Source organism: Pseudomonas sputi, from assembly GCF_021603585.1.
GTDB lineage: Bacteria > Pseudomonadota > Gammaproteobacteria > Pseudomonadales > Pseudomonadaceae > Aquipseudomonas > Aquipseudomonas sputi.
In genome coordinates this window covers 366,005-386,974 of the sequence record NZ_BQHI01000001.1, presented here as the reverse complement: position 1 = coordinate 386,974, position 20,970 = coordinate 366,005, and the positions used below count along the sequence as shown (strand labels likewise).

General features: G+C 59.8%; 14 protein-coding genes. 8 read left to right on the top strand and 6 right to left on the bottom strand.

What is annotated here, in order from left to right:
• Positions 1 to 61 precede the first annotated feature (61 nt).
• From L6D81_RS01835 to L6D81_RS01815, 5 genes are all read right to left on the bottom strand, one after another.
• Positions 62 to 304 (bottom strand): DUF1652 domain-containing protein, encoded by a 243-nt coding sequence (locus tag L6D81_RS01835; protein ID WP_197867631.1) that lies wholly within the window; start codon positions 302 to 304, stop codon positions 62 to 64.
• A gap of 187 nt (positions 305 to 491) precedes the next feature.
• Complete coding sequence (locus L6D81_RS01830) at positions 492 to 1,982, bottom strand: helix-turn-helix transcriptional regulator (protein WP_236177668.1); 1,491 nt, start codon at positions 1,980 to 1,982, stop codon at positions 492 to 494.
• 77 nt (positions 1,983 to 2,059) lie between these two features.
• On the bottom strand, positions 2,060 to 2,950 hold the full coding sequence (locus tag L6D81_RS01825) for a LysR family transcriptional regulator (RefSeq protein ID WP_236177667.1): 891 nt from the start codon (positions 2,948 to 2,950) through the stop codon (positions 2,060 to 2,062).
• A gap of 6 nt (positions 2,951 to 2,956) precedes the next feature.
• Positions 2,957 to 5,164, bottom strand: coding sequence for a xanthine dehydrogenase family protein molybdopterin-binding subunit (locus tag L6D81_RS01820; protein WP_236177666.1), 2,208 nt, complete (start codon positions 5,162 to 5,164; stop codon positions 2,957 to 2,959).
• Positions 5,164 to 5,628 carry a (2Fe-2S)-binding protein gene (locus L6D81_RS01815; RefSeq protein ID WP_236177665.1) on the bottom strand — a complete coding sequence of 155 codons (465 nt, stop codon included), beginning with the start codon at positions 5,626 to 5,628 and terminating at the stop codon, positions 5,164 to 5,166. Before L6D81_RS01815 ends, L6D81_RS01820 begins: the two co-directional genes overlap by 1 nt.
• Before the next feature lie 118 nt (positions 5,629 to 5,746).
• Here L6D81_RS01815 and L6D81_RS01810 point away from each other — a divergent pair, with 118 nt between their 5' ends.
• The 8 genes from L6D81_RS01810 (at position 5,747) to L6D81_RS01775 (ending at position 14,766) form a co-directional block, all read left to right on the top strand.
• Entirely contained in the window at positions 5,747 to 6,637 is an 891-nt protein-coding gene (locus L6D81_RS01810) for a LysR substrate-binding domain-containing protein (RefSeq protein ID WP_236177664.1), read from the top strand.
• Positions 6,638 to 6,866: 229 nt separating this feature from the next.
• The gene (locus L6D81_RS01805; protein ID WP_236177663.1) at positions 6,867 to 7,796 is read left to right on the top strand and encodes an amidohydrolase family protein; all 930 of its coding nucleotides are present in this window, start codon (positions 6,867 to 6,869) and stop codon (positions 7,794 to 7,796) included.
• Between the two features lie 4 nt (positions 7,797 to 7,800).
• A complete protein-coding gene (locus L6D81_RS01800) occupies positions 7,801 to 8,706 on the top strand; it encodes an amidohydrolase family protein (protein WP_007952854.1) in 906 nt (301 codons plus the stop codon).
• 145 nt (positions 8,707 to 8,851) lie between these two features.
• Positions 8,852 to 10,237 carry a UbiD family decarboxylase gene (locus L6D81_RS01795; RefSeq protein ID WP_236177662.1) on the top strand — a complete coding sequence of 462 codons (1,386 nt, stop codon included), beginning with the start codon at positions 8,852 to 8,854 and terminating at the stop codon, positions 10,235 to 10,237.
• 11 nt (positions 10,238 to 10,248) lie between these two features.
• Positions 10,249 to 10,872 (top strand): UbiX family flavin prenyltransferase, encoded by a 624-nt coding sequence (locus tag L6D81_RS01790; RefSeq protein ID WP_236177784.1) that lies wholly within the window; start codon positions 10,249 to 10,251, stop codon positions 10,870 to 10,872.
• A complete protein-coding gene (locus L6D81_RS01785) occupies positions 10,869 to 11,918 on the top strand; it encodes a CobW family GTP-binding protein (RefSeq protein ID WP_236177661.1) in 1,050 nt (349 codons plus the stop codon). The genes L6D81_RS01790 and L6D81_RS01785 overlap by 4 nt, the downstream gene beginning before the upstream one ends.
• A 91-nt stretch (positions 11,919 to 12,009) precedes the next feature.
• Positions 12,010 to 13,365, top strand: coding sequence for a nucleobase:cation symporter-2 family protein (locus L6D81_RS01780; protein WP_236177660.1), 1,356 nt, complete (start codon positions 12,010 to 12,012; stop codon positions 13,363 to 13,365).
• Between the two features lie 12 nt (positions 13,366 to 13,377).
• Positions 13,378 to 14,766 carry an amidohydrolase family protein gene (locus L6D81_RS01775; RefSeq protein WP_236177659.1) on the top strand — a complete coding sequence of 463 codons (1,389 nt, stop codon included), beginning with the start codon at positions 13,378 to 13,380 and terminating at the stop codon, positions 14,764 to 14,766.
• Between the two features lie 134 nt (positions 14,767 to 14,900).
• Here L6D81_RS01775 and L6D81_RS01770 read toward each other — a convergent pair whose 3' ends face one another.
• Positions 14,901 to 20,753 carry a DUF3320 domain-containing protein gene (locus L6D81_RS01770; RefSeq protein ID WP_236177658.1) on the bottom strand — a complete coding sequence of 1,951 codons (5,853 nt, stop codon included), beginning with the start codon at positions 20,751 to 20,753 and terminating at the stop codon, positions 14,901 to 14,903.
• Positions 20,754 to 20,970: the final 217 nt, after the last annotated feature.

The window sequence follows — 20,970 nt, the reverse complement described above, 5'->3', positions numbered from 1 at the left end:
CGCAGAAACGGATATTCACCCAAACCGAACAAGAACCTGGTCGGCCCAGAGGCCGCCAAGTTCAACTGGGCGACCGCAGAGAATTACTCTCAAGCTCATACTGCAACTCATCGATCAAAGCATCCACCGCCTCATCCGTACGCAAGGCATCCAGACTCAAACCACTGATCACCAGATCAACCTGCCCGGAAGCCGGGTGATACAGCTTCACCGTCAGCGAATGATCCCCATCCACCACACATTCACATGCCAACGGCGAAAAACTGCGCTCAAGCCGAGCCCGCAACTGCGCCAGATAAATCATCGCGCCAACTCCGACAATCGGCGCAACACGCCAGGTTCAATGACAAACACATTCATGGGCTGATCCATAAGCAACGACGAAAGGAATACGATCACGAACAAAACCCGCACCGCATCTCATCAGCCTAAGAACAGCCTGCCCTGTCAGACACCCGAATTTGCACCCCCTGAACTAGTGCATTTGCACCTTACCGCTGCCCCCTGCTACTGCCCGAGAACAACCCGCGCTCGCGAGCCCAGACAATCGCCTCGCTGCGACTGTGCACATCGAGCTTGGAATACACCGTCGCCACATGATTGCGCACCGTGTTCGGCGCCAGTTTCAACCGTGCGGCGATCTCCTTGTCCGCCAGTCCTTCGCAGATCAGCCCCAGCACATCACGCTCGCGGGCGGTGAGATCGGTGAAGGACACCGACGGCAATTGCGGCGAATTGACCTTCTTCACATTGGCCAGTTTTTCAATCAGCGTACGGCTGAACCACGACGCATCCTTCATCACCTCTTCAATCGCCGCCACCAGCTCAAGCTCGGTGCGCTTGCGCTCGGTGATGTCCATCAGCACCAACAGGTAACACGCGGCGTCCTGGATGTTGACGGTGTCGGCGGAGACCGCGCATTCCAGCAGTTCGGCGTCCTTCCTGCGCACCCGCACATCGACACGATCGACCCGGCCGTTTTTCTCCAGCGCCGCCAGCAATTGCGCCCGGGCCGCCGACTCATCAATGAACTCAAGCTGTGTGACAGTTTTTCCAAGCACTTCATCGCTGTCGTAGGCCAGGGTATCGAGGAACGCCTGATTGACGTCGATCACCCGCTGTTGATCGGCATTGCAAATCAGGATCGGCACCGGGGTCAGACGAAAAGCCTTGGCAAACCGTTCTTCACTCTGGCGCAGAGCGACTTCGGCCTTGTGCCGTGGCTCCATATCAACGAACGAAAACAGCATGCAATCCTCATCGTTGAGTACCAGTGGCTGGCCGGCGACGATCACCTGTTTGCTGCCACCGTCCGGCAGGCGCAACTCGGCCTGCATCTGCGGAATCGTCGCGACATCGCGCAGGCGCTGGATGGCCAGGTCCTTGCGCTCGGCCTGTTCAAGAATATCCAGCTCATAGGTCGAGGCGCCGATCACCTGATCGCGGGTATAGCCGGTCATCTCCAGGAACCCCGGATTGACCTTGATGTAACGCAGATCGCTGAGGCGACAGATCACCGCCGGCGCCGGGTTGGCGTTGAAGGTTTTTTCGAAGCGCTGCTCGGCGTTGGCCCAATCGGTGAGGTCGCTCATGATCAGCACCAGCGACTCGACCTCGCCATCGCGATCGGTCAGCACCATGCTGCGCACGCTGTGTACCCAAGTGCGTTCCCCGTCGCTGCACGGGGTGACTTCGACCAGCACGTCGCTGAAGGTTTCGCCGGCAGCCACACGGCTGATCGGGTATTGCTCCGGGGTCAGCGTGTGGTTGTTGCGGTACCGCAGGTTGAAACGCTCGACGTATTCCCCGGCGTTGTTGCCCAATTCACCGATGCGGCTGACGCCATGCATCGCCAGCGCCGCCTCGTTGGCCCAGAGAATCGTCTGGTCAATCTCCAGCAGAATCACCCCGTCGGACAGCCCGGCAATGATCTGCTGCAACTGACGGCGATTGGTTTCGGTGGTCAGGACGTCCCGGCTCATTGGTTCTCCACAAGTTCGCGCATGTGAAGTTTACGACCGCAGGCCGTTGCGATCGTGCCGAGCAACTTTGCTCCTGATTACCGCGATGAGTGATCGACCAGCTCGCGCAGCGTATCGAGAAACAGCTTGAGCACCGGCGAGGCATCGTCCGCCCGATACGTCGCGTACAGCGGCACTTGCGGCAGCGCCGGGGTCAGGCGCCGGAACACCAGTCCTGCCGGGGCCAACTGTTCGATGGAGGCCGGCAGCAAGGCCACGCCGAACCCGGCTCGAACCAGACTGAGCAGGGTTTGTACCTCGATCACCTGCTGACGGATCTGCGGAGTGAACCCGGCCTGAATGCAGCACTGATAGAGAAAATTGGCAAATCGCGACTGCTTCAATTCCAGCGCCACGAACGGCTCCTGCGCGAGATCAGCGGGCGCCAGCACCTCGCGCTGGGCCAGCGGGTGATCCTGCGGCATCACCACATGGATCGGCTCATGGATCAGCAATTCATTGCGCAACTGCGGGTCGTCATAACCGACGCGGAACACGCAGGCGTCGATGCGTTTTTCCTTCAACGCCTTGACCTGCGCCGCCGGGGTCATCTCATGCAGACGCCAGGTCACCTGCGGATAGCGCTCGCGAAACAGGTGCAGCGCCCAGGGCAGCACGCCGACCATCACCGAACTGATCATGCCGATTTCCAGCTCACCCAGTTGCCCGCGCCCGGTCTGGCGGGTCAGGTCCAGCGCCCGCTCGAGTTGTTCGAACACCAGCGGCGCCTGCTCCTTGAGCATCTGCCCCGCCGCCGTCAGCTCGACCCGGTGATGGCTGCGCTCGAACAGCGGCGTGCCGAGTTCTTCCTCCAGCAAACGGATCTGCTGGCTCAGCGGCGGCTGGCAGATGTGCAGCCGTTCCGCGGCACGACCGAAGTGCAGCTCATCGGCCAGGGCCATGAAGTACCGCAGCAAACGCAGGTCCATGGCGACTTACCCCAGGTTCAGTGGCGTGGAACGCTGACGCACCCCGGTCAGGCTGAACAGCGCATTGGCAATCGCCGGGACCACCGATGGACTGCCCAGCTCCCCGACGCCGCCCGGCTTGTCCGGCTGGCCGTCGAGCACGAGGATGTCCACGGGCGGCATGTCCGACATGCGCGTGACGCGATAGTCGTGGAAATTGCTCTGCACCACCCGGCCCTGCTGGATGTCGAGGCGGTCGAACAGCGCGTGGCCGAGGCCCCACATCAAACCGCCGTAAATCTGCTCCTCGACCCCGCCGGGCGACACCGCCAGACCACAATCGACCACACACGTCAGCTTCTCGACCTGGGCCTTGCCGTCCACCTTCGCGACCCGCGCCACCACGGCGATGAAACTGGTGTAACCCTGATTGGTGGCGATCCCCAGCGCCGTGTCCGGCGGCAGCTTCTGACCCCAACCGGCGCGTTCGGCGGCGTGCTTCAACACCGCCACATGCCGTGGCCGCTCCTGCATGTTGGCCAGCCTGAACGCCAGCGGATCCTCACCGGCCGCATGGGCCAGTTCATCCATGAAGCTTTCCACGGCGAACACGTTGGGAATGAAACTGACCGAGCGATACCAGCCGCTGGGCACGTTGCTTTCGTGCTTGACCCAGTTCAGTTCCAGGTGCGGCGGACGGTAGGCGAAGTCCCACGCGGTGATGGCTTCGGTGGTGCTGTAATCCATGTGATCCGGGCGCTCAAAATAGCCCGGTTCCCACTGCTCCGGCGAGGCCGGCGACACCGCATGCAGTTGCAGCGCGGTGAGTTTGCCTTGGGCATCCAGTGCGCCTTTCGCCCGATGAAGCGTGGCCGGGTGATTGAACAGCGCGTGCATTTCGTCTTCGCGGCTGTTGAGCAGTTTCACCGGCACACCGGTTTTCTGCGCCAGATACGCCACTTCGAACAGCCAGTACTTGGCTTCCCGCGCACCGAAGCTGCCACCGGAGACCAGCTCATGGATGGTGACCTTGTCCTTGCCGATGCCGCACACGGTTTGCGCCGCTTCCAGCGCCGACGACGGCACCTGCACGCCGCCCCAATAGGTCATCGCGCTGTCCTTGACCTGCGCGGTGATGCAGATCGGCTCCAGCGGGTTTTGCACCTTGTAGGGCATCGTGTAGTCGGCTTCGAGCAGCTTCGCCGCACCCGGCCATTGTCCGGTGACATCGCCCTGGGCCATGGCTTTGACGGTTTGCGTTGCCGGGTCGCTGATCGCTGCGATCTGTGCCCTGCTCAGCCCGGCGCTGTCGAAACCGGCCAGCGGAGAATCGCTCCATTTGATCTCCAGCAGCGTGCGCCCCTGTTGCGCCGCCCAGAACGTTTCGGCCAGCACCGCGACGCCTTCGAGGTTGCCGCCGAGTACGTCCGGCCGCCCCGGAATCGCGATCACCTTGCGCACGCCCGGCACCTGCAAGGCGGCCGCCGAATCCACGGCGACAACCTTCGAGCCCACCACCGGCGCACGCTGGATTACCGCCACCCACATCCCCGGCAACTGCACGTCGATGCTGTACTTGAAGCGCCCGCAAACCTTGGCCGCCGCATCGCGTTTGTGTCGCAACTTGCCGATGTATTTGAACTGCGCCGGATCCTTCAGCGTGACGTTGGCCGGTGCCGGCAGTCGCGCCGCCGCGCCGGCGAGTTCGCCGTAGCCGAGGCTGCGTTTGCTCGACGCATGCACGACCCGGCCTTCTTCGGTGGAGCAACTGTCGGGGCTGACTTTCCACTGCTGCGCCGCCGCACTGATCAGCAACGCCCGAGCCGTGGCGCCGGCCATGCGCAAGCGATCGTACTCCAGAGAAACGCTGGTGCTACCGCCCGTAGAGAAGACTTTCCAGACCGGATGAATGTAGGTGTCGAAGAACGGATCTTCGGGGGTGATGACCTGCACCGTCATCGGGTTCACATCCAGTTCCTCGGCCACGCACGCGGCCAAAGTCGTCTGGGTGCCGGTGCCGGAATCGTGCTTGTGCACCACCAGTTTCACCGTGCCGTCGGGCAGCACGCGCACCCAGGCGTTGGGTTCGAATTCCGTGGCGGTGGTTTTCGTTTCAGTCGCGGCGGCGCCGGAAGGCAGGTACAGCGCAATCGCCAGACCGGACGCCACTGTCACCGCCTGTTTGAGAAACACCCGGCGCGAGGGTTCTCGAAGGGTGCCATCGATGAGGCTCATCACGCCTCCTTCGGCATATTCGCCGCACGTTTGATCGCTTTGTTGATCCGCCCGTAAGTGCCGCAGCGGCAGATATTCCCGGCCATCGCGTTGCGGATCGAGTCGTCGTTGACCGATGCGCCGGTGTTGAGTAACGCGGCAGCCGACATGATCTGCCCGGATTGACAGTAGCCGCATTGCGGCACATCTTCGGCGATCCAGGCCAGTTGCAGCGGATGATTTTCGCTGGATGACAGGCCCTCGATGGTGGTGATGCTGTGGCCCGCGACGGCGGCCAGCGGCAACTGGCAGGAACGTACCGCGACCCCATTCAGGTGCACGGTGCAGGCACCGCACAGGCCCATGCCGCAACCGAACTTGGTGCCGGTGAGTTTCAACTGATCACGCAACACCCATAACAAGGGCATGGAGGGGGACGCCTCATCCAGCTCGCGTCGTTCGCCGTTTACCGTGAATGCAATCATTGTCAGGCTCCAAAAGAGCGGCCCGTCTTTGTGCGGGCCTGGTGACCGATTATTGGAACCCCCGGCAACGCGCGGCCAGCGACGATTTCTGCCAACCGGTGTAAGCAGGACTAACAACATGTACAAGCGATACCCGTCGGTGCAGTCCATGAGCGCGTTCATCCACGCGGCGCGCAGCGGCAGTTTTTCCAGCGCCGCGCGCAAGCTCGACCTGACCCACAGCGCGATCAGCCAACAGATCCGCGCCCTTGAAGACTTCATCGGCCAGCCGCTGTTCGTGCGCGAAGGCGGCGGCAGCAACCTGACCGACGCCGGGCAGTTGTTTGCCAGCGTGCTGTCGGATGGTCTGGCGCAGATTGACCGGGCGTTGTCTTCGGTGAAAAACCGCAGCGTGGCCCAGCGTCTGACCCTGGATGTAGACAGCGAACTGGCGCAGAGCTGGCTCAATCCGCGTCTGCCACAGTTGCTCGACGGCTTGCCGGATTTTGAAGTGACGCTGCTGTCGATGCCGCGCAGTGATCGCAGCACGTTCGAACGGGTGGACTTGTCGCTGCGCTATGGCTACGGCGATTGGGACGATTGCGAGATGACGCAGATCTGCGGGGATCGGGTGCTGGCGGTGGCGTCACCGGCGCTGCTGGAACGGCAGGGTTTGCAGGTGCCGCTGAGCCCGGCGCAGATTCTTGAGTTGCCGTTGCTGGGGTACACGCGACGGTCGTGGATTCCGTGGCTGGATGCGGTGGGGATGACACCGAGCGAACCGCCGGCGCGGGTGATTTTTGATAATGCGGCGAATCTGGTTGCGGCGGCTGAAGCGGGAGTCGGCGCTGGACTGGTGCGTGGATTATTGGCCGCCGATGCGTTGCGCAGCGGGCGGCTGGTGGCGTTGAACGAGGCGCAGATTGCGGCGCATTACAACCTGTATGCGGTGTGGCCGCATGGGCAGGCTGAGCGGGTGGCACCTGTTGTTGAAGTGATCAAGCAGTTGGCCATGCAAACACTTCACTGACGCCATCGCTGGCAAGCCCATATCGAACAAGTATCACCACCCCACCCAATTAATATTGTACGAACCCTCCCCCGCCTTCCAATACTCGCCTCAAGCAACCACCCACCCGGGCCGGATGCGAACAGGCGAGGGAATGCGCGAGTGCTGCGCATAGAAACGGCCGATTGCCCGGGACGTGGATGCTGCGAGCCGCAAGGCTCCCTTCCCCGCTATCAGGAGATCGACTTCAATGATCATCGATATCAGCTGCTATCCCACGGATCTCGTGGACCTCGCCTGGAGGCATGACGGTGACCCGTTCACCGGCGAGCGTCTGCTGGAGATGATGGATGGCCCGTACATGGTCAACGGCAAGCCTCGCCGCATCGACAAAGCCTTCATCCAGCCACCGCAGGGCAACACCATTTACACCTGGACCGACGGCGAACTGTCGGGCCGTGAATCCATCGACGCCTACATGGCCTACACCCTGAAAATGGTCCAGACCTACCCGGACCGTTTCATCGGCTGCTTCGTCTACAACCCGCGCTGCGGCGTGGAAAACGGCGTCGAGGCGATCGAGCGCTACGTCAAGGAACACGGATTCAAGATGGTGCAGATGCAGGCCAACATGCATGCCTACCGGCCTGACCGCGCGCTGGACTGGGTGCGTCCGGCCTTCGAGAAATGCGCCGAGCTGGGCATTCCGGTCAAGCTGCACACCGGCGACGGGCCTTACAGCATCCCGTCGGAATGGGTGCCGATGATCAAGGAGTTTCCCAACGTCGATTTCATCATGGCCCACTTCGGCGTGCAGACCGGCGGCGTCTACGTGTTCGAACCGATGCAGTGGGCGATGGAGCTGCCCAACGTCTACTGCGAGTCCGGCTGGTGCCTGCAATCGCGGATCGTCGAGTTCGCCAAGGTCCTGCCGACGCACAAGATCCTGTTCGGCACCGACACCCCGCCGAATGAACCGGGCATGTGGCTGCGCCTGCTCGAAGTGCTCTGCCACGAGCCGCCGCAGGGCCTGAATCTCGACGAGGACACCCTCGAAGACTACCTGGGCAACAACACCGCACGGATGATCGGCCTCGAGCCGTCCTCGCCGCCGCGTTCCGTTTCCGAAGCAGAGGCGCAACTCAAGCGTCCCGTCACCACTCAACTGGCCAGGAGCTGAACCGATGATCATCGACACCCATCTGCACCCCACCAACCTGGTCGACGAGGCCTGGCGCCACACCGGCGAACCGTTCACCGGCGAGCGCATGCTCAAACTGATGGACGGCCCGTACATGATCAACGGCAAACCGCGCCGGATCGACATGGGGTTCATCCAGCCGCCACCGGGCAACACCGGTTATCGCGACGGCAACCGCCGTGGCCGCGAGGGCGTGCGTGACTACATGTCGTACGTCGCCGAACTGTGCGTGAAGTACCCGGACCGCTTCATCGGCAACTTCAACTTCAACCCGCGCTGGGGACCGGAAAACGGTGCGGCAGAGCTGGAATTTCACATCAAGGAATACGGCTTCAAGATGCTCAAGCTGCACGCCAACATGCACGGCTATCGCCCGGATCGCGCACTCGACTGGCTGCGCCCGGCGATGAAAGTCTGCGCCAAGTACAACATCGTGGTGCTGATCCACACCGGCGACGGCCCGTACACCATACCGACGATGTTCTACCCGATCATCCGCGAGTTCCCGATGGTCAATTTCATCATCGGTCACTTCGGCATCCAGACCGGTGGCAACTACTCGTTCGAGGCGTTCTGGATGGCGATGGACACGCCGAACGTGTACTGCGAATCCGGCTGGTGCTTCCAGTCGCGGATCGTCGAGTTCGCCAAGGAGCTGCCGCGCAACAAGATCGTGTTCGGCACCGATTCGCCGCCGAACGAACCGGGCATGTGGCTGCGCGAGCTGGAGGTGTTGTGCTCGCCGGCGCCGCAGGGCCTGGGGATCGACGAGGATCACCTTGAGGATTACCTGGGCAACAACATCGCCCGGTTGTGCGGGATCGAACCGACCCCGCCGCCCAAGGATCTGGCCGAGGCGGACATTCGTCTGACCACGACCTATCTCTAACAGGGTCTGACCCGGCTTTAACCCAGCCACACAGCGACTTTACAGGCGCGAAGATGACCCGGCGTTCGATCGACCGGCAGGCCAACGGCTTGTCGATCGAACGCCACCCTCACCCCTGCGCGCCTGCTTTTTACAAGGTGAAACCATGACCCGTTCGACGCTCGGCGACTCTCAGGATTTTCACGTATTCATCGACGCCTATCGCCGCCAGTACCAGGACGATGTGCTGACCATCACCCAACCCCTTTCCGCCGATCAGGACGTCACCGCCCTGGTCGATGCCCTCGCCGCCCAGGGTCGCGATCCGCTGCTGATCTGCGAAAACGTCGGCAACCTCGGTGTGCCGGTGGCGACCAATCTGTTCGCCTCCCGCCGGCGTATCGCCCGGCTGTTCGGCGTCAGCGCCGCGCAGTTGCACGAAACCTTCCAGACCCGCTCCAACCAGCCGATCCCGCCACGCTACGTCGAAACCGGCCCGGTGCTCGACGAGGTGTTCGAAGGCGAAACCCTCGACCTGGCGCTGCTGCCGATGCTCAAGCATTTCGACAGTGATCGCGGTCCGTACATCACCAACGCGATCATCATCGCCGAGGACCCGCAGACCGGCATCGCCAACATGAGCTACCACCGCTCGATGCGCCACGCCCGTCAGGCGTTGGCCACCAGCCTGCATTCACGGGGGCACCTGTGGCGGATGTTGCAGACCGCCCGCGAACGCGGCGAAGAATTGCGCGTGGCCATGGTGGTCGGCGCGCACCCGCTGTTCATGCTCGCCGCTGCTGCACGCCTGCCCTATGGCAGCGATGAACGCGCAGTGGCCGGCGGGCTGTTCGGTGCGCCGTTGGAACTGGTCAAGACCCCGCGCTACGGCATCGGCGTCCCGGCTTACGCCGAGTTCGTGCTGGAGGGCGCGATAGACCCGACGGCCTATGCCGAAGAAGGCCCGTTCGGCGAGTTCAGCGGTTATTCCTCGGACCGCTCGACCAACAACGTGCTGCGCGTCGACACGCTATTGCGGCGCAAGGACGCGTGGCTGGTGGACGTGATGGGCGGGCGTTATGCCGAGCACCTGACCCTGGCGCGGCTGCCTCGTGAAGCGGAAATGAGCGAGAAGCTCAAGGCACGTTTCCCCGCCGTCACCGCCGTGCATTACCCGAACTCCGGCACGCATTTTCATTGCTATGTGGCGCTGGATCAGAGCCGCGACGGCGAGGCCCGGCAGATCATGCTGGCCTTGCTCGGCTGGGATCCGTACCTGAAAACCGTGATCGCGGTGGACAGCGATATCGACCTCACCGACGACAGTCAGGTGCTGTGGGCGCTGGCCACGCATTTCCAGCCGCACCTCGACATTTTCACCATCGACGGTTTGCCCGGCAGTCCGCTGGACCCGTCGTCCTCGGTCAATGGCACCACGTCGCGCATGGGCCTGGATGCCACGCGCGGTTCGGGGTTCGACGGGATCAAGGCGCAGCTCGATCAGGACGTCCTCCACCGCGCCCGTCAACTGCTTGAAGGTCTGCCATCGTGAACCGCCAGCGGATGGTGGTCGGCATCAGCGGCGCGTCCGGCTTTGTCTACGGCGTGCGCCTGCTGGAGCTGCTGGCCGAGCTGAACATCGAAAGCCACCTGATCATCAGCCGCGCCGCGTTGCTGACCATGGCCCACGAAACCGATTACAAACTGGCCGACGTCACCGCTCTGGCCAGCCACTATCACCGTGCCGATGACGTGGCTGCCGGGATCGCCAGCGGTTCGTTCCGCTGCCTGGGCATGGTGGTTGCGCCCTGTTCAATGAGGACGCTGGCGGAGATCGCCACCGGCACGTCATCGGGGCTGATCGGCCGCGCCGCCGACGTCACCCTCAAGGAGCGCCGCACTTTGGTGTTGATGGCCCGCGAGACGCCGCTGACCCTCGCCCACCTGCGCAACATGACTGCCGTCACCGAGATGGGCGGGATCATCGCCCCGCCGGTCCCGGCTTTCTATGCCCGCCCCGATAGCCTGGCGCAAATGGTCGACCACAGCCTCGGCCGCGTCCTCGACCTGTTCGGCCTCGATGCCGGCACCGCGCTGCGCTGGGGTGAAGCCCCGGCCACCGACCAAATCCAGCCTCATTCCCCTTCATCGTGCACCGGTCTATCACTACCAAGGAGTCTCACATGAACACCCCCTTCAACGCCCCGACCCCGAACACCAAAATCCCGGTCACCATCCTCACCGGGTTTCTCGGTGCCGGCAAAACCACCCTGCTCAATTACATCCTCAAGGAGAACCACGGCCGCAAGATCGCGGTGATCGAAAACGAGTTCGGCGAGGTCGGCATCGACGGCGATCTGGTACTCAGCTCCGAGACCGAAGAAATCTACGAAATGGTCAATGGTTGCGTCTGCTGCACCGCCGAAGTCCGCGAGGACCTGGTGCGCATCGTCCGTGAGCTGGTGGCGCGCCCGGTGCGGCTCGACCATATCCTGATCGAGACCAGTGGCCTCGCCGACCCGTACCCGGTGGCCCAGAGTTTCTTCATCAACGACCCGATCGCCGAGGAAGTCGAACTCGACGCCATCGTGACCATGGTCGATGCCAAGCACATCGCCCAGCATCTGGAAGATTTGCAGCTGGACGGCGTCGACAATCAGGCAGTGGATCAGATCGTCTGCGCCGACCGCATCGTCATCAACAAGGTCGATCTGGTCAGCGCTGAAGAGGTGGAAACCCTGCGCGGCAAGATCCGTGGCCTGAACGCCACGGCGGATCTGGTGACCTCGACCCACGCACAAATCGACCTGTCGAAAATCCTCGGCATCGGCGCCTTCGAATGCACACAGAAGCTGATGGAGATCGGCGCGGATCAGCACGAACACGATCACCACGACCATGACCATCACGCTGAAGAACCCGACCACGAGCACGACCCGAGCGTGTCCTCGGTGGGCATCGCCGTGGACGGCGCCGTCAACCTGATGGCGTTCCACCGCTGGATCAGCGAGTTGCGCAGTGCTCAGGCCGACAACCTGTACCGCATGAAGGGCGTGCTGGCGGTGGCCAACGAAGACCAGCGCTACGTGCTGCAAGGCGTGCATAGCCTGGTGGAGTTCCGCGCCTCGACCGCGTGGGGCTCCGAGCCGCGCTCGAGCAAGATCGTGTTCATCGGCCGCGACCTGGATCGGGCGGCGCTGAACCAGGGCTTTGCTGCCTGCCTGGCCGGCTGAAGTCCGGCATCGGAGCCGGTGGATGGCGGTTCCGGGCACACAGAACGAATACCCCTCTGTACCGAATAACAACAGCTAGAGGTGATTCCCCATGTCGTCAGCCAGTTCCTCCTCCACCGTCCACCCCGTCGATCGCGTCCTGCCGGTGCGACAGATGCTCACCCTCGGCCTGCAGCACATGGCCGTCTCGTACATCGGCGCCATCGCCGTGCCGTTGATTGTCGCCAGCGCCTTGAAAATGTCCCACGCCGACACGGTGGTGCTGATCAGCACCACGCTGTTCTGCTCCGGCATCGCCACCCTGTTGCAGACCGTCGGTTTCTGGAAGTTCGGCGTGCGCCTGCCGATTCTGCAAGGCGTGGCGTTCAGCAGCGTGGGGCCGGTGATCGCCATCGGCAGCAACCCGGAGGTGGGATTTGCCGGGGTCTGCGGGGCGGTGATCGGCGCGGGGATTTTCACCATGCTGATCGCGCCGTTCGTGGGTCGCTTGCGACGATTTTTCCCGCCGGTGGTGACCGGCTGTATCGTCACGGTGATCGGTCTGCAGTTGTTCCCGATTGCCTATGAATGGGTCGGCGGCGGGCGCAACGCGAGCAATTTCGGCGCGCCGGCGTTTCTCGCCGTGGCCGTGGTGGTGTTGCTGACCATCCTGCTGGTCAACCGTTATGGCAGCCCGTTGCTGCGCAACATGGCGGTGCTGGTCGGGATGCTGGTGGGCGCCGGTCTGGCTTACAGCCTGGGCATGGGCAACTTTCACAGCGTCGAGGACGCGCCGTGGCTGACCGTGCCCTACCCGTTCTATTTCGGCCTGCCGACTTTCAGCCTGATCCCCATCGCCACCATGGTGGTGGTGATGATCGTGCAGATGGTCGAGTCCATGGGGCTGTTCGTGGCCATTGGCGACATTGTCGACAAACCGGTGGAAGACAAGCAGGTGATCAATGGCCTGCGCGCCAACGGCCTGGCCAGCACCATCGCCGGGATGTTCGCCGCGTTTCCGTTCATTGCCTTCATGGAGAACGTCGGGCTGGTGATCCTGACCGGCGTGCGCAGCCGCTGGGTGGTGGCGATCAGCGGTCTGCTGATGTGCTCGATTGCGCTGGTGCCCAAAGCCGGGGCGATCATCGCCTCGATGCCGACCGCCGCGCTGGGCGGTGCCGGTATCGCGATGTTCGGCGTGGTTGCGGCGGCCGGGATCCAGACCCTGGCCAAGGTCGACTACGAGCGCAATCGCTACAACGTGCTGATCGTCGGTTTCACCATCGCCGCCGCCCTGGTGCCGGTGCTCGCCCCGACCCTGTTCAAACAACTGCCCGAGTGGTCACAGCCGTTCCTGCACAGCAGCGTGGTCATCGCCTGCCTGGTGTCGGTGCTGCTCAACGCGGCGCTCAACGGCGTCAGCGTGCCAGAAACCACACCCGGCAAATCCGCCTCGCACATCCTCTGACTGGAGCTGCCCATGACTCGACTTCAAACCATCCTGATCAAGCACCCGGTTGCGGTGATGACCGGCCTGCGCGGCCCCCGTGCCCGGGCCGGCGCCGTGGACATCCGCGTGGTCAACGGCCGGATCGCGGAGATGGCCGCCAACCTTGAGCCGCAACCCGGTGAACGAGTGATCGACGCGCGTAATTCGGTGGTCTATCCGGGCTGGATCAACACCCACCATCACCTGTTCCAGAACCTGCTCAAAGCCGTGCCCGAAGGTTTGAATCAGGATCTGCAAGGTTGGCTGGCCAGCGTGCCCTACCCGCGCCTGAACCGCTTCACCCCGCAACTGGCGCGGATCGCCGCACGGTTGGGAATGGTTGAGCTGCTGCTGTCCGGCGTCACCACCTGCGCCGATCACCACTACCTCTATCACGCCCACGGCAGCACCGAGGCCGGCGACCTGCTGTTCGACCTCGCCGAGGAATTCGGCCTGCGTTTTGTGCTCTGCCGTGGCGGCGCACTGGAGTCTGCCAGCGCACACCCGGGCTTCTCGAAAACCGCGCTGCAACCGGAATCCCTGGAGCAAATGGTCGGCGATATCGAGCGGCTGAAATCGCGCTACCACCAGGACACCCCGGATGCCCTGCGCCGGGTGGTCGTGGCGCCGACCACACCGACCTTCTCGCTGCCGCCAACGCTGCTGCGCGAACTGGCGCGCACAGCCCGAGGCATGGGGTTGCGCCTGCACACGCACCTGTCGGAAACCGAGAACTACGTGAATTTCTGCCGCGACAAGTACAACTGCCTGCCGGTGGAGTTTGTCGCCGAACACGAATGGCTCGGCCCGGACGTCTGGTTCGCCCACGCCGTGCACCTGCAACCGGGAGAAATCCGCATGCTCGCCCAGACTGGCACCGGCGTCTCCCACTGCCCGGTGAGCAACGCCCGGCTGGGCAGCGGCGTCGCGCCGATCCCGCAGATGTATGAGGCCGGCGTGCCGATCTCACTCGGCGTCGACGGCGTGGCCTCCAACGAATCCGGGAGCATGGTCGGCGAAGCCAACACCGCGTGGCTGATCCACCGCGCCGAACAAGGCGCCTCGGCCACCACCGCCGAAGACGTCATTCACTGGGGCACGGCCGGCGGCGCGAAAGTGCTCGGCCTCGGCGCGGTCGGCACGCTGGAAATCGGCCAGGCAGCGGATCTGGTGATCTACAGCCTCGACCATCCACGGTTCTACGGTTTCCACGACAGCGCCGTCGCACCGGTTGTCGCGGGTGAGCCGATTGCCGTGAAATACAGCCTGATGGGTGGGCGGATCGTCGTCGACAACGGCGTGATTCCGGGGCTGGACGTCGAGCGGATGCGGGCCGAGGCCTGGGAGGGTGTGCAGGCGATGATGAAGGTCGACGATTAACCTAAACCTACTGCATAACCCTGTGGGAGCTGGCTTGCCAGCGATGGCGGACTTTCAGTCGACCGTGTAAACACGCAATAAAAAGGAGAGCTGGCAAACGCCATGCTCTCCTTTTGTTGTAGTGCTTTAAAAAATCACAAATCTGACATCGACTTGATTGCCAGCTCTATCCTTTCACGCGCTGCTCCAGTCAAACGCTTCACGCCGAAAGTTTTGGCAATTTCCAAAGGCATGTCGCCGGCGGAAATCAAAGACGCAACCATCAGTAGTTCCTCAGCGGCGATCTCCTCCACCGACCTGCCATCATCCGATGTCGCAGGTATCCGATATTTGTTCCAACCCGCTATATCACTTTCGGAATGCCAAACAAATTGACCCTCAACCGGATCAGTTTTCAGATGATGATTTTGCTCTGTCAGATCAAGAACTCGCTCTCGAATGAGACGGCCAGAGCGTTGAAAACCATGTGCCCGGGCTACGCGCTGTACCAACACTGAATCGAGGATCGGGGCCTCCTGCAACAACACATGTGCAATCAGTTCGGCTAGAACTGCATCATATTCAGGCGAGTAAAACGCCTCAGCATTGATTCTGTCGCCGACGCTTGTGAAGTCGGTGACACGGTATTCATCTTTGATTGCGGGTGAGGCGTGCAGTGTGAACGACTTCGCGATTTTGAGTTCGGGAGGTCGTTCATCAGTAGCATCGCCCTCTGATACAGCAGAAACTTCCTCTTTCTCTACGTCGTTTGCCAGTGGAGCGCTATGCACTAACGACAAATGAGGTATTGAGGACTCTTGCTCAACTGTTTTGCTAACGAGAGCCGATGCACGCGACTCCTCCAAAAGAGCCTCAAGCGATGCATGCAAGCGATCCAGCGCGCCGGACTTATCAATCCACCACTCTGTCGACCAGAGCCGAACCAGCTTCCAGCCCAAACCTTGCAGGATTGCGCTACGAACCTTGTCGCGATCTCGCGCGGTCGCCGCACTGTGATAGGTCGCACCATCACATTCAACACCAACCAGGTAATCGCCGGGTCTGTCTGGATGGACAATGCCTAAATCAATGCGGAAGCGTGATACGCCTATTTGCGGCACGACTTGCCAGCCTTTTCGTCTCAGCTCTTGAGCAACAGCTTCCTCAAAAGGCGAGTCATAACCGCCCACTGAACCCTGCACTGCCTCAGCAAGAGCCCTTGGCCCTCTCTGAGCAAATTCAATGAAGTGCTTCAGATCGCGAACAGCTCGGGCGTTGGTGCGATTTAAATCAATCATTGAAGAATCAAAAGAGGAGAAAACCATCATCTCCCTGCGTGCACGGGTTATCGCCACATTCAAACGACGCCATCCGCCTTCTTTGTTCAATGGACCGAAGTTCATCGACATAACCTGCGCACCAGGCTCAGTTGGGCCATACCCGATACCTAGCATGATCAAATCGCGCTCATCGCCCTGAACTGTTTCCAGGTTTTTTACGACGACGGGTTCTGCAATGTCATGCTGGAAGAACGGCTCGATTTGCGGAAACTGTTGCCGCGCCCTATCCAGCAGATCATTGATCAGTCTTTGCTGGTCACTATTGAGTGTGATGATCCCAATAGTATGACCGCTCGCTACAAATGCCGGATCCATCAAACGCTTCACAGTTTCGGTAACGATGGCCTCTGCCTCGGCCTGATTGTGCCTGTCCTTGCCTTTCGCATAGACGCCATCAACACGTCGCCACTCCACAGCGCTTGCACGCGTTTCAGCCGCAGGGAAGGTAATGAGATTACTGTCGTAGTAGCGATGGTTCGAGAACGCGATCAAGCTTTCATGGCGACTGCGGTAGTGCCAACTGAGGCTATGACTTGGGATGCCTGCGCCCAGACACTCATCCAGGATGCTCTCCATGTCCTCAGCAGTATCATCCTCTGCGGCAGACGCGGCGCGATTGAAAAAATTGGTTGGAGGCATCTGACGTGGATCACCCGCAATGACCACCTGCTTACCCCTCGCAATTGACCCGATGGCATCCCATGGCGCAATTTGCGAGGCCTCATCGAATATCACCAAGTCAAAAAGTGCGAGATCTGTTGGAAGATACTGCGCAATCGATAGAGGGCTCATCAGCATGCAAGGAGCGAGTTTCGACATGGCATCGCCCATCTCAACAGCAAGTTGTCGCACGGGTTTGTGCCGACGTGATTTTTGCAGCTCGTGCTTCAAGATGCCGAAACCACCTTGCTTGCCGATCTCGTTTTTCGACGGGATCATTCCACACAGCTTCGCTCGAATGTATCGAACAGTAAGCTTGGAAAGGTCCTCATCCAGACGTACAAACGCCTCAATATCGCTAGTGTGCTCCGCTGGCACGAAGTTACGAAGCAGAGGTTCCGCGTCGATCATCACCCTTGCAAACCAGCGTGCGTAAGATGTTTCGAATGCGTCTACAGTCCCGCCCTCTGGCAACCCTTTCACTGTCAATGCATCACTTAACGGTTGAAGCCCGGATGCTATCGCCTCTTCACGCACCCGACACCAATCGCACCAGGCTTTCAGCTTCGACTCATGCCGAGAAATAGCACTGGCCGCATCGAGCAATGACCCAATTGTTAATTTGCCCTCTGCCGGGCGATTACTCAGTTCATAGAAGCGTTTGCTCGTTTGATTGAACGCTTCCAATGCATCTTTTAATTGGTGAAGCGCTGCTGCGATAAAACCACCCCCGCCTAATAACTCATTGGCTTCAACGACGAGCTTTTGTGTGGCCCCCCGCAATGCAATGAGATCTTCAGGGGACTCTGCGCTCGAGCTGATCAACGTTCTCAAGCGTTCAGCGAGCTCCCAAGCTACTGCCATCGCGGATTGATCACTTGAAACTCCGCTCCACCCAGGCACAGCGTTCAAATCTGCAGACAAGCTGTCCAGCGAGATGAGCAGATCACGCATTTCAAAGAGTCTCGCAAGATCCTGCTCAACGTCCGGAAAGCCAGCCGCTTCGCCCTGACCCGCAAGGTTTTTACCCACCTTTTTCTTGGCCAAAGTCGCGAGGAACCAAAACTTGGCCTTGCCAGTTTCCCAATCGCTTTTGACTTGTTCGAGGTTGATGGTGCGGCAGGCTTCTGAGGCGTAGCGCACAGACAGCGAGTGTTCAATTTCTTGGTAATTTGTGAGGATCTGCACAGCTTTCTTGGCTGCAACTATCTTGGCACTTGCATTCAACGTGAATGCAAAAGAGAGATCGATACCGTGCGTATCTACCAAGAGCGCAACAAACTGGCAAAAACGTTCGATGTCCTCCCCACTCGAAACGGCTAGGGGAAGATCGGTGGCTCTCAACAAGTTGTTAGAAGCAATCTTCAGCCGCTCAATGACTCCCGGCAGCTCCCTGGAAACTGCAGCGATCGACTCTTGCCAGCCGTTTGACCATTCGGTGGGAGAGATGAGCGAGAAGTCAGCTGACAGATCGCGGGCAGCCTGACTATTCAAATCGAGACGTCGGGCAAGATCACGCAGGCGCGCGTACTCTTCCGCGTCGTGAGACGTTCCCTCTGGCCATGCAATATGCGGTAACGTGGCGTGCCCATCTCGTACGACACGACCTATAGCCTGATGGACTGTTAATCCATTAGGTTGCCGACGATGCAAGGTTCCCACGACTTCGTTCAATCGATTTCGTAGTTTGTGCAGTTTTGCCGTTTCTACAGCCCACTCTTCAGCGGTCAACGCATCGCGAACATCCCAAGCCCGCTCCAATTGTTTAAGTACTTCAACCTTGGATGTTTTGCTGGAATGCAGCTCAAGACAGAATTCGCCTAGTCCTTTTTCTTCAAGCCGACGATAGACAACGTCCAAAGCGGCCATTTTTTCTGCTACGAACAAGACCCTGCGACCTAGAGCCAGGTTGTGGGCAATCATGTTGGCGATGGTTTGGGACTTACCGGTGCCGGGAGGTCCATCAAGAACGAAATCACAACCGCTGGCGGAGGCAACAACTGCAGCCAGTTGGGAGGAGTCAGCAGGTAACGGTGTAAACAGATCGGCCGGGCTGACTTTTCTATCCAACTCGTGAGGCTGCGGAAACTCCCCCGACGTTGCAAAGCCATCACCGCCGACACTTCTTTCCAGCAAATGTTTGACCATCGGGCTCTTCAAAAGCTGCTCAGAGCGAGCAGCCAGGTCCTGCCACATCAAATACTTCGCGAAAGAGAACGTTCCCAGCACGAGCTCAGTGGTGACCTCAAAGCCCGGTACGTCTCTGATTGCACGGCGCACTGTATTCCAGATCCCAGTGACATCAATGCCACTGTCGTCGGAGGGAAGTTCACCTTCAAGCCCCGGAATAACGAGTTCAAAGTCATGTCTTAACAGTTCGAGCAGGGTCAAATTGAAGCGAGGCTCATCTTCAAGCAAAGTCATTGTCACGCCGGACAACGCACTTTTACGATCAAGTTTTACGGGTAGCAAAATTAAAGGAGCGGAATAGGTTTTCGGGTCGTCTGCCGACTTTTTCCACTTTAAAAACCCGAGTGCAAGAAAGAGAGTATTTGCTCCGCCTTCATCAAGATCACTTCGAGCTTTCCGGTACAGGTCAATCAGCGCTACTTCGAGCTTCGTTTTATCAAGCGTGGCCAGTACCTCACCACGATTCAATGCACTGCGAGCGTATTCATCTCTGAGCGACTCTCGATTTTGTTGCTCATAGAGTGCCGCATCTCTACCTCCAGCCTCCAGATCCGGTATAGACACGATCCTGATGCGCTTGCCGCTGGCCAGTTGGTCTTCTAGCTCAGCGGGTTCAGGACAGATCAAGCGGACGCCTTTAGCACTATCCGGCAGATGTAAAAGTCGATTTCGAGTAGTCAGGTCGAGAAGTTTGCGTTGCCACAGCGTCAGCTTACCGGCGGGAGTTTCTGACTCAGTAAGAATCTCTACATCAAAACCCGGTAATTGTGGCGCGATCTCTAATGCCTCGAGTGGTGTCTCTGCCTCTTGAATCACATCTGATTTCGACGCGGGAATTGATGTTGCCAAAGGACGGATGCGCTGCATGCGTGCTCGATGCATATCAATGGCCATGATGAAATCATCATCGTTGACCTGCCTTTCACCTGTACTGATCGCCTGACTGAAACCTGGTACAGGAAATTGCGTTGCTAGAGTAGTTTCAAATACTAGAGCCTCTTTCAGGTCGATACGCTTTCGTACTGCGGAAGCCTCATCTGTAATCAGTTGAGAAAATTCCTGGGGCTGCAACCAGACTCCTGCAAAAGCATGACCTTTCGTCAGCAACAGAAGTGCGTTCAGTCCGGCTTGCTCCAGTGCTGCGGCAAAAAGCAATGCTGTGTCCAGGCAGGTTGCAACACCGCCCTCCAATATGAGGCTCGGAGTTCTTACTTTCTGACCGTAAGTCTCAAAGCTTGCCGGTGGTAGTGCGTAGCTCAATTTAAGTCCGCAGACTGCGGACCATATTGCGGACGTGAGCTCCCAGGTTCTGGTTCTGGACTTACTTTCGTAACCGTTGATGCCATCTGCCTTGCCAGCCCGGCGCAGAACATCAGAAGCAGATTTGAGTATCCGATCTACCGCAGGGTCATTTGGCATTACAAACGCCGGCAGAAGCTCTGGCATGGAGTTAACGCCCCCCCACTCATTTCGTGCCAAAAGCTCAACCGGGAAGATTTGACTATTGAGAACTTCACCATTGCAACGTAGGTGCAGCGAAAGGGTCGCGCTGAGGCTCTCCGTCAGATCGGCGAGATAAGCGGCATTCAGCTTCAAACTTCGTTCTGAAATATGCAGCGTCGACTCTTTGTTTGATCGATCCAGACGCCAAGTCTTGCCTTCAAGGAAGGGAGGGTCCGCAACAAGCTCCAGTTCAAGATCGCTGTAATCAGCTTCACCATCGTTGTGTACGGTCAGTTCTCTGAGGACCGGGACAGAATTTTGGTGAGAAGCAAAGCCAATCTTGCTGGCGATCACTCCCTCGATCTTGATGGTCATGAACCACTTCTCCATGGAAAATTCGATGAAACAAACAGAGGCCATACTCACCGACAAGGGGGGATTTTGAAACTGCTTTTTCGATCAAAGGTAGAGATAAGGTCACTCCTACAGTCGAGCCTCTAGATTTACTCCATTAATGAGCAGGAAATATGCCTGTTTAACTCATGCGCGTTTCACAAGCTCACCAACGCCCTCCATAAAAACCTAGCATTAG